This is a genomic window from Pseudomonas sp., from assembly GCF_030147005.1.
In the GTDB taxonomy this organism is placed as follows: domain Bacteria; phylum Pseudomonadota; class Gammaproteobacteria; order Pseudomonadales; family Pseudomonadaceae; genus Aquipseudomonas.
Genome location: NZ_JASLAW010000042.1, coordinates 1 through 10509 on the forward strand (window position 1 = coordinate 1; position 10509 = coordinate 10509).

General features: G+C 61.6%; 8 protein-coding genes and 1 pseudogene. 6 read left to right on the plus strand and 3 right to left on the minus strand.

Annotation, left to right across the window (positions count from 1 at the left end; all coding sequences use genetic code 11):
• Positions 1-157 precede the first annotated feature (157 nt).
• From Q1V60_RS03560 to Q1V60_RS03570, 3 genes are read right to left on the minus strand one after another with little or no spacing between them, the layout of a single operon-like run.
• On the minus strand, positions 158-1144 hold the full coding sequence (locus Q1V60_RS03560; protein ID WP_300627479.1) for an alpha-L-glutamate ligase-like protein: 987 nt from the start codon (positions 1142-1144) through the stop codon (positions 158-160).
• Positions 1144-2676: an inactive transglutaminase family protein gene (locus Q1V60_RS03565; RefSeq protein ID WP_300627481.1), complete on the minus strand. Its 1533-nt coding sequence runs from the start codon at positions 2674-2676 to the stop codon at positions 1144-1146. The genes Q1V60_RS03560 and Q1V60_RS03565 overlap by 1 nt, the downstream gene beginning before the upstream one ends.
• A 5-nt stretch (positions 2677-2681) precedes the next feature.
• Positions 2682-3218, minus strand: coding sequence for an ATP-dependent zinc protease (locus Q1V60_RS03570; RefSeq protein ID WP_300627483.1), 537 nt, complete (start codon positions 3216-3218; stop codon positions 2682-2684).
• A gap of 267 nt (positions 3219-3485) precedes the next feature.
• Between Q1V60_RS03570 and Q1V60_RS03575 the strand changes: the two genes are divergently transcribed.
• The 6 genes and pseudogenes from Q1V60_RS03575 (at position 3486) to prpF (ending at position 10261) form a co-directional block, all read left to right on the plus strand.
• The gene (locus Q1V60_RS03575) at positions 3486-4184 is read left to right on the plus strand and encodes a GntR family transcriptional regulator (RefSeq protein ID WP_300627485.1); all 699 of its coding nucleotides are present in this window, start codon (positions 3486-3488) and stop codon (positions 4182-4184) included.
• Between the two features lie 12 nt (positions 4185-4196).
• Positions 4197-5090 (plus strand): methylisocitrate lyase, encoded by an 894-nt coding sequence (gene prpB / locus Q1V60_RS03580; RefSeq protein WP_300627486.1) that lies wholly within the window; start codon positions 4197-4199, stop codon positions 5088-5090.
• Positions 5091-5126: 36 nt separating this feature from the next.
• Entirely contained in the window at positions 5127-6254 is a 1128-nt protein-coding gene (prpC, locus tag Q1V60_RS03585) for a 2-methylcitrate synthase (protein ID WP_300627488.1), read from the plus strand.
• A gap of 42 nt (positions 6255-6296) precedes the next feature.
• Positions 6297-6386 (plus strand): annotated as a pseudogene (locus tag Q1V60_RS03590) (metal ABC transporter ATP-binding protein); the annotation flags it as partial.
• Positions 6387-6451: 65 nt separating this feature from the next.
• The gene (gene acnD, locus Q1V60_RS03595; RefSeq protein ID WP_300627489.1) at positions 6452-9061 is read left to right on the plus strand and encodes a Fe/S-dependent 2-methylisocitrate dehydratase AcnD; all 2610 of its coding nucleotides are present in this window, start codon (positions 6452-6454) and stop codon (positions 9059-9061) included.
• Positions 9062-9070: 9 nt separating this feature from the next.
• Positions 9071-10261, plus strand: coding sequence for a 2-methylaconitate cis-trans isomerase PrpF (prpF, locus tag Q1V60_RS03600; protein ID WP_300627490.1), 1191 nt, complete (start codon positions 9071-9073; stop codon positions 10259-10261).
• Positions 10262-10509 lie beyond the last annotated feature (248 nt).

Consider the following 10509-nt stretch of genomic DNA (forward strand, 5'->3'; position numbering starts at 1 on the left):
GGAAATGTTCGGGCATATCCCGCCCGTGGAAGGCTGAACAACCCTCCAAAGATGTGGGAGCGGGCTTGCTCGCGAAGGCGGTGTGTCATTCAAAACACCCGGCGACTGATACACCGCTTTGGCGAGCAAGCCCGCTCCCACATCTTTGGAGGGTTGTTCAGCCTTCCACGGGCGGGATATGCCCGAACATTTCCTGTACGAACTTCACCCGCTCTTCCGGGGTTTCGGTTACGCCGGCGGCTTTCAACTCTTCCAGGCGTGCCTCCACCGCATGGGTGCGCAGGGTCAGGCCGCAGTCATTGGCGATCTGGATATTCAACCCCGGGCGCGCATTCAGCTCCAGGATCAGCGGGCCTTTTTCCTGGTCCAGCACCATGTCCACGCCGATATAGCCCAGGCCGCACAGCTCATAGCAGCCGGCCGCCAGCTTCATGAAACCGTCCCAGTTGGGCAGTTGCACGCCATCCACCGCGTTGGTGGTATCGGGGTGTTTGGTGATGATGGTGTTCAGCCAGGTGCCACGCAGGGTCAGGCCGGTGGCGAGGTCCACGCCCACGCCAATCGCGCCCTGGTGCAGGTTGGCCTTGCCGCCGGACTGACGGGTCGGCAAGCGCAGCATCGCCATCACCGGGTAACCCATCAGCACAATGATGCGGATATCCGGCACGCCTTCGTAGCTGATGCTCTTGAAGATCTGGTCGGGCACCACGCGGTATTCGATCAAGGCGCGATCGCGGTGGCCGCCCAGGGAGTAGAGGCCGGTGAGGATGCTGGAAATCTGGTGCTCGATTTCTTCATGGCTGATGATCTTGCCGGACACCGTGCGATAGCGCCCCTCGAAGCGGTCCGCAATCACCAGGATGCCGTCGCCGCCGGCGCCCTGGGCGGGCTTGATCACAAAGTCGCTGCGCCCGCCGATGATCTCGTCGAGCTTGTCGATTTCCTTCTCGGTGGAGATCACCCCGTACATCTGCGGCACATGGATGCCGGCCGCCAGTGCCCGCTCCTTGGTGATGATCTTGTCATCCACGATCGGGTAGAGGCTGCGCTTGTTGTACTTGAGCACGTAGTCGGCGTTACGCCGGTTGATGCCCATGATCCCGCGCGCTTCGAGGGCTTTCCAGGTTTTCCAGAAGCCGAACATTACGAGTCAGCCTTCAAGAACGCCTTGAAGCGGACCAGTTCGGTCAGGCGGTAACCGCGATAACGCCCCATGGCCAGCATGAAACCTACCAGGATCAGCAGGATCGCCGGGAAGGTGAACACAAAGTAGATCAGCTCCGGCACGCTCATGATGATGTGCGCCAGGGAGGCCGCGAACAGCGTGCCGATCGCCACTTTCAATGCATGGTTGGCGCCGCGCTCTTCCCAGGTGATCGACAGGCGTTCGATGGTCATGGTCAGGATCACCATCGGGAACAGCGCCACCGACAAGCCACGTTCCAGGCCCAGCTTGTGGCTGAACAGGCTGATGGCGGCAATCAGCACCACCACGAAGGTCAGCACCACCGACAGCCTTGGCAGCATCTGCAGCTTCAGGTGTTCAAGGTAAGACCTGAGCGACAGCCCCAGCGCCGTAATAATGGTGAACAGCACAATCCCGAAACCCAGTTGCGTCTCGCGGAAGGCCAGGGCGATCAGTACCGGGGTAAAGGTGCCGAGGGTCTGCAGGCCGATCAGGTTGCGCAGGATCAGGATCACCAACACGCCAATCGGGATCATCACCATGATCATGAACGTCTGCTGGGTTTGCAGCGGCAGGCCGTACAGCGAGTATTCGAGGAAGTTGGCGTCAGTGTTTTCGTCGGTCAGCTTGGCCAGGCGAATGGCGTTCATTTCGCTGTTGTTCAGGCTGAACGTCACCAGGGCTTTCTTGCCGCCGTCGACCGTGATCAGGTTTTCATCGCCGGTCCACCACAGCAGGCGGTCGGCAGGCAGGCCTTGTTCACCGGTTTCCGGGTTGAAGTACAGCCAGTCATTACCGTTGAAGCTGCGCAACCACAGCTCCGGCGATTGCGGCTGGTCGGCGACGAGGCGAATGGTGTGGACTTTCTCTACCGGAACGTGGGCGATGGACAGCAACAATTCAACGATCTTGGCCTTGTGCGACGTCGACGGGTCGCCCGCCAGCAGCAGTTTTACGTTGTCGTCATTGAGGTTGTTGGTGCGCTTGATGGCTTCGGTGATGAAGGTTTCGACGTCCGCCGAGTGCTGGCGAATCGGCGCGAGCAAGGCTTCGGCGGCGATTTTCTCCGGGCCTTCCACGGCGATGCTGTCGCGGAAGGTCGGGCCCTTGATCTTGACCTTTTCACCGCTGTAGCGCTTGGTCAGCACCAGACGGTAATACAAGGTCTGGTTGCCCTTGGCGCGCCGCGCCGACCAGGTGACCTTGCGGTTGCCGTCGGCACGGTTGACGCTTACCCCGTAGTTGTTCGAGATAAAGCTCTCATTGAGGCTGACGAAGTCGCGGCTCAATGGCGGCACGAACATCGAAACCTTCACCGGGTCCTTGGGGTTGGCGATGAACTCGACCTTGGCGTCGATGTTCCACAGGTCATCGGTGGCGTCCTCGGTAACAGGGATGCCCAGCACGAAGATCTGGTAGGCGGTGACCGAAATACCCAGCACCACCAAAATGGTGATCAGGATTTTCAGGTGCAGGGTCAAAGAGCGCATTCGGTTTACTCGGCGGTATGAGCGTCGGCGGCGCAGGCAGGTTTGCCTGCTGCATATTTAAGGCTGGGGTCGATCAGCGCATCAAAGCGCTTCAGCGCTTCGGAGCCGATCAGCAGCGGGTATTGGAAGGTGCTGCGGTCAGTCAAGTTCACTTCGATGCTGCGTAAAGCGCTGCCCATGCAGATATCCAGGGCAATCACCGGACGAGCGGTGTACATCTTGTCTTCATCGGGGTCGTAATCGTCGGCGCGGCGCTTGATTTTGCTGACGCGGGCCAGAGGGCGTTCGATGAGGTGGGAATGGGCGGTATCGATGGCCAGGTAAAAGCTGACCCAGGATTCGCCGTTGCGCTTGAAGCGTTTGATATCGCGGGCACTCAGCGAGGCGGTCTTGGCGCCCGTGTCGAGTTTGGCCGCGACTTCCAGGTCGAGGCCCGCCAGCTGGGCGTATTCGTTCAGGCCATACACCGTCTTCTCGGCGGCAACGCCAAGGCTCGGTATGGACAATAGACATAACAGTAGGGGGAAGGGCTTGAGTCTCATAATTCCTGAGGCGATGCAGTGCGAAATGAAAGGCGACTGGCATTACTGCGCAAGCTCCCTCGTGCGCCATTTCATCTAGCGATGTCAGGCAAATGCGGCGGGCATTCTAGCATGATGCTTTTTTGGCGCCAGCGCTGGCAGGCGGCCATGCTCTCTACGCGTTAAAGAAGGTTATTAGACGATTGTCGACAATGTTGATTTATTCTTTGACTAAGCGGTGGGTATTGGCTAGTTTTTGCCGCATTGGTTTTAAAAGGTGTCGACAATATGCTGGATCACTCGGAATCTCCGCCGGCGCTGTCGGACGAATCCCAAACTATGTCGGAAAACGTTTTTCGGCGGATTCAGGCCGCCATCGTCAAGGGCGAGATTGCCCCCGGCACAAAGATCTCCGAGCCGGAGCTGGCGCGCACCTATGGCATCAGCCGTGGCCCGCTGCGCGAGGCGATTCATCGCCTGGAGGGCCAGCGCCTGCTGGTGCGGGTGCCCCACGTCGGCGCACGGGTGGTGTCGTTGAGCCACGCCGAGCTGATCGAGCTGTATGAAATCCGCGAGTCATTGGAAGGCATGGCTTGCCGGCTGGCGGCCGAGCGCATGACCGACGCGGAAATCGAAGAACTGCGCCAGGTATTGCACACCCATGAACGGGATGCCGCGTTTCAGGCCGGTGTCGGCTATTACCAGCAGGAAGGCGACTTCGATTTCCATTACCGGATCATCCAAGGTGCCGGTAACCGCACCCTGACCCAGATGCTCTGCGGCGAGCTGTACCAATTGGTGCGCATGTATCGCATCCAGTTCTCCGCCACGCCCAATCGTCCACGCCAGGCTTTTGCCGAGCATCACCGCATTCTCGACGCGATTGCCGATCGCGACGGTGAACTGGCCGAACTGTTGATGCGCCGCCATATCGGTGCTTCCAAACGCAACATCGCCCGTCATTTCCCGGACGGCGCTTCCCAATAAAAGAGGTGAGTCATGAGTTCCACGAACAAGAGCACCCCAGGCCAGCGTTTCCGTGACGCAGTCGCCAGTGAACAGCCGTTGCAGGTGGTCGGCGCAATCAACGCCAACCACGCCTTGCTGGCCAAGCGCGCCGGCTTCAAGGCGATTTATCTGTCAGGCGGCGGGGTGGCCGCCGGCTCCCTGGGCGTGCCGGACCTGGGCATCACCGGCCTGGATGACGTGCTGACCGATGTGCGTCGCATCACCGATGTGTGCGACCTGCCGCTGCTGGTGGACGTGGACACCGGTTTTGGCTCCTCGGCGTTCAACGTGGCGCGCACCGTCAAGTCGATGATCAAGTTCGGCGCGGCGGCCATCCACATCGAAGACCAGGTCGGCGCCAAGCGCTGCGGCCATCGCCCCAACAAAGAGATCGTGTCCCAGCAGGAAATGGTCGACCGCATCAAGGCTGCCGTGGACGCCCGCACCGACGACAGCTTCGTGATCATGGCCCGCACCGACGCCCTGGCCGTGGAAGGTCTGGAGTCTGCCCTGGAGCGTGCCGCCGCGTGCATCGAGGCGGGTGCCGACATGGTATTCCCGGAAGCGATCACGGAACTTGAGATGTACAAGCTGTTCGCCTCGCGGGTGAAAGCGCCGATCCTGGCCAACATCACCGAATTCGGCGCGACCCCGCTGTTCACCACCGAACAGTTGAAATCTGCCGATGTTTCCATCGTGCTGTACCCGCTCTCGGCCTTCCGCGCCATGAACAAGGCCGCCGAGAATGTCTACATCGCGATCCGTCGCGACGGTACGCAGCAGAACGTGATCGACACCATGCAAACCCGCATGGAGCTTTACGATCGTATCGATTACCACACGTTCGAACAGAAGCTTGACGCGCTGTTTGCCGCGAAGAAGTAACGGCTCCCTGAACAACTACAAAATTGGAGAAGAACCATGGCTGAAGCAAAAGTATTGAGTGGTGCCGGCCTGCGTGGCCAGGTGGCCGGGCAGACCGCACTGTCGACCGTGGGCCAGGCCGGTGCCGGCTTGACCTATCGCGGCTATGACGTGCGTGAACTGGCCGCCGATGCGCAATTTGAAGAAGTCGCTTACCTGCTGCTGTACGGCGAACTGCCGACCAAGGCCGAACTGGCTGCCTACAGCGCCAGGCTGAGCAAGCTGCGCGACTTGCCGCAAGCGTTGAAAGAAGTGCTCGAACGCATCCCCGCCGACGCCCACCCGATGGACGTGATGCGCACCGGTTGCTCGTTCCTCGGCAATATCGAGCCGGAAAAAGACTTCAGCGTGCAGCGTGACGTTACCGACCGCCTGCTCGCCGCCTTCCCGGCGATCATGTGCTACTGGTACCGCTTCAGCCACGACGGCAAGCGCATCGACTGTGTCACCGACGAGCCAGGCATCGGCGGGCACTTCCTGCACCTGCTGCACGGCAAGAAGCCGAGCGACCTGCATGTCAAAGTGATGAACGTGTCGCTGATCCTCTACGCCGAGCACGAATTCAACGCCTCGACCTTCACCGCCCGGGTTTGCGCCTCGACCTTGTCCGACCTCTATTCCTGCATCACCGCGGCCATCGGTTCCCTGCGCGGCCCGCTGCACGGCGGCGCCAACGAAGCGGCGATGGAGATGATCGAGCGTTTCGGTTCGGCCGAAGAAGCCGTCGAAGGCACCCTCGGCATGCTGGCGCGCAAGGACAAGATCATGGGCTTCGGCCACGCGATCTACAAAGACAACGACCCGCGCAATGAAGTGATCAAGGGCTGGGCGAAAAAACTCGCCGACGAAGTGGGCGACACGGTGTTGTTTGCGGTTTCCGAAGCCATCGACAAGACCATGTGGGACCAGAAGAAGCTGTTCCCCAACGCCGACTTTTACCATGCCTCGGCGTACCACTTCATGGGCATTCCGACCAAGCTGTTCACGCCGATCTTCGTCTGCTCGCGACTCACCGGCTGGGCCGCGCATGTGTTCGAGCAGCGCGCCAACAACCGCATCATCCGTCCAAGCGCCGAGTACATCGGCGTCGAGCAGCGCAAGTTCGTGCCAATCGAACGTCGCTGAATGAGGAGACCGACGGTCTGAGGTTGGAAACCCGATCCAAAGGTGGGAGCGGGCTTGCTCGCGAAAGCGGTGTATCAGTCGCCGGGTGTGTTGAATGACACACCGCATTCGCGAGCAAGCCCGCTGCCACAATGTGATCGCATTGCACCTCCGGATCAGTCGGCTTCTTTTGCAATCACCGTGACCGAGTCCTGACGATGAACACTGAATTTCGCAAACCGCTCCCGGGCAGCCGCCTGGATTATTTCGACGCCCGTGCGGCTGTCGAAGCAATCACCCCCGGCGCCTACGCTACCTTGCCTTATACCTCCCGCGTACTCGCCGAGAACCTGGTGCGTCGCTGCGATCCGCTCACCCTCAATGCTTCCCTGAGCCAACTGATCGAACGCAAGCGTGACCTCGATTTCCCCTGGTTCCCGGCCCGAGTGGTATGCCACGACATCCTCGGCCAGACCGCGCTGGTGGACCTCGCCGGCCTGCGCGACGCCATCGCCCTGCAGGGCGGCGATCCGGCGCAGGTGAACCCGGTGGTGCCGACCCAACTGATCGTGGACCATTCCCTGGCCGTCGAAGCCGGTGGCGCTGACCCGCAGGCGTTCGAAAAGAACCGCGCCATCGAAGACCGTCGCAACGAAGACCGCTTCCACTTTATCGAGTGGACCAAGAAGGCCTTCAAGAACGTCGACGTAATCCCGCCCGGCAACGGCATCATGCACCAGATCAACCTGGAGAAAATGTCCCCGGTGATTCAGGTGCGCCCGGATGAAAACGGGCAGATGGTGGCCTTCCCGGATACGTGCGTCGGCACCGACAGCCACACTCCGCATGTGGACGCCCTGGGCGTGATCGCCATCGGCGTCGGCGGCCTTGAAGCCGAAAGCGTGATGCTCGGGCGGGCGTCGTGGATGCGCCTGCCGGAAAGTGTCGGCGTGGAGCTGACCGGCAAGCTGCAGCCGGGTATCACCGCCACCGACATGGTGTTGGCGCTGACCGAGTTTCTGCGCCAACAGAAAGTCGTCGGCGCGTGGCTGGAGTTCTTCGGTGAAGGGGCATCGGCACTGACCCTGGGCGATCGCGCCACCATCTCCAACATGGCCCCGGAATACGGCGCCACCGCAGCGATGTTTTATATCGACCAGCAAACCATCGCCTACCTGAAGCTCACCGGGCGCGAAGAAGAACAAGTCACCCTGGTCGAGCAATACGCCCGTCACACCGGCCTGTGGGCGGACGACCTGAAAGGCGCGCAGTACGAGCGCGGCCTGACCTTCGACCTGTCCAGCGTGGTGCGCAACATGGCGGGCCCGAGCAACCCTCACGCCCGTGTCGCCACCCGTGACCTGGCGGCCAAAGGCATCAGCGGCCAGTGGGACGACGTACCGGGGCAAATGCCCGACGGCGCGGTGATCATTGCCGCCATCACCAGCTGCACCAACACCAGCAACCCGCGCAACGTAATCGCCGCAGGCCTGCTGGCGCGTAACGCCAACAAGCTGGGGCTGACGCGCAAGCCGTGGGTCAAATCGTCCCTGGCGCCGGGTTCGAAAACCGTGGCCATGTACCTGGAAGAAGCGGGCCTGGGGCATGAGCTGGAAAAGCTCGGTTTCGGCGTGGTGGCCTTCGCCTGCACGACCTGCAACGGCATGTCCGGCGCGCTCGACCCGGTAATCCAGCAGGAAATCATCGACCGCGACCTTTACGCCACCGCCGTGTTGTCGGGTAACCGCAACTTCGATGGGCGTATTCACCCGTACGCCAAGCAAGCCTTCCTCGCTTCGCCGCCGCTGGTCGTGGCCTATGCGATTGCCGGCACCATCCGGTTCGATATCGAGAAAGACGTGCTCGGGCTCGACGCCGACGGCAAGGAAATCCGCCTGCAGGACATCTGGCCAAGCGATGAAGAGATCGATGCAGTGGTCAAGGCCTCGGTCAAGCCTGAGCAGTTTCGCGCCGTGTACATCCCGATGTTCGCGATTCACGAAGACACCGGCCCCAAAGTTGCCCCGCTGTACGACTGGCGCCCGCAAAGCACCTATATCCGCCGCCCGCCGTATTGGGAAGGCGCGTTGGCCGGTGCGCGTCCGCTCAAGGGCATGCGCCCGCTGGCGGTGCTGCCGGACAACATCACCACCGACCACCTGTCGCCCTCCAACGCGATCATGCTCGACAGCGCTGCCGGCGAGTACCTGGCGAAAATGGGCTTGCCGGAAGTGGACTTCAACTCTTACGCCACTCACCGGGGCGACCACTTGACCGCGCAACGCGCCACTTTTGCCAACCCGAAGCTGTTCAACGAAATGGTGCAGGAGAACGGCAAGGTCAAGCAGGGCTCTTTGGCGCGCATCGAGCCGGAAGGCAAGGTCACGCGCATGTGGGAAGCCATCGAAACCTACATGGAGCGCAAGCAGCCGCTGATCATTATTGCGGGCGCCGACTACGGCCAAGGTTCGTCCCGCGATTGGGCGGCCAAGGGCGTGCGCCTGGCCGGTGTGGAAGCGATCGCCGCCGAAGGGTTCGAGCGCATCCACCGCACCAACCTGGTCGGCATGGGTGTGTTGCCCCTGGAATTCCTGCCGGGCACCGACCGTCATACGCTCAAGATCGACGGCAGCGAAACCTATGACGTGGTCGGCCAACGCACGCCGCGTGCGCAATTGACCCTGGTGATCAATCGCAAGAATGGCGAGCGTGTCGAAGTGCCGGTGACCTGCCGCCTGGACACCGCTGAAGAAGTGTCGATCTACGAGGCGGGGGGCGTATTGCAACGTTTCGCCCAGGACTTCCTGGAATCGGCGGCGACTGCCTGAGAGGTAACCATGGCACATGTAGCGCAAATCAAGATCCCCGCCACCTATATGCGTGGCGGTACCAGCAAGGGCGTTTTCTTCAGCCTCAAGGACCTGCCGCCCTCGGCGCAGGTATCCGGCGCTGCCCGCGACGCCTTGCTGTTGCGGGTGATCGGCAGCCCCGACCCCTATGACAAGCAAATTGACGGCATGGGCGGCGCCACGTCCAGCACCAGCAAAACCGTGATCCTGGCCAAGAGCACCCGCGCCGGGCACGACGTGGATTACCTGTTTGGCCAAGTCGCCATCGACAAGCCGTTTGTCGACTGGAGCGGCAACTGCGGCAACCTCTCGGCGGCGGTCGGTTCGTTCGCCATCAGCGCCGGCCTGGTCGACCCGGACCGCGTGCCGGATAACGGCGTGGCCGTGGTGCGCATATGGCAGGCCAATATCGGCAAAACCATCATCGCCCACGTGCCCATCACTCACGGCGCCGTGCAGGAGACCGGTGATTTCGAGTTGGACGGCGTCACCTTTCCAGCCGCCGAAGTGCAGCTGGAGTTCATCGACCCGGCGGCGGAAGAAGAGGGCGGTGGTGGCTCGATGTTCCCCACCGGCAACCTGATCGACGAACTGGAAGTGCCCGGTGTCGGCACCTTCAAGGCCACCCTGATCAACGCCGGCATCCCGACGATCTTCATCAATGCCGAAGACCTCGGCTACACCGGTACTGAACTGCAAGGCGCGATCAATGGCGACCCCAAGGCCCTGGCGATGTTCGAAACCGTGCGTGCCTATGGCGCGTTGCGCATGGGCCTGATCAAACACCTGGACGAAGCGGCCCAGCGTCAACACACGCCGAAAGTCGCGTTTGTGGCCAAACCTGCCGATTACGTGGCGTCCAGCGGCAAGGCGATCAAGGCCGGCGATGTGGATTTGCTGGTGCGGGCCTTGTCCATGGGCAAGTTGCACCACGCCATGATGGGCACGGCGGCGGTGGCGATTGGCACGGCGGCGGCGATTTCCGGCACCCTGGTCAACCTGGCGGCCGGTGGCGTGGAGCGCAACGCGGTGCGCTTCGGGCATCCGTCGGGCACCTTGCGCGTCGGCGCCGAGGCGACTCAAGTGAACGGTGAATGGGTGGTGAAAAAAGCCATCATGAGCCGCAGTGCACGGGTGCTGATGGAAGGCTTCGTGCGTATTCCGGGCGACGCCTTCTAAAACCTTGAACCGACTCCTTGTGGGCGCGGGCAAGCCCTAATGCCGGTCAGTTAAGCGCTAAAGCAGAAAAACCTGCGACCTGTGGCGAGGGAGCTTGCTCCCGTTGGGGCGCGAAGCGGCCCCAAAAATGGGACTGCTATGCAGTCCAGCGGGAGCAAGCTCCCTCGCCACAGGTCGCAGGTTTTTCTGCTTTAGCGCTTAACTGACCGGCATTAGGGCTTGCCCGCGCCCACAAGGAGTCGGTTCAA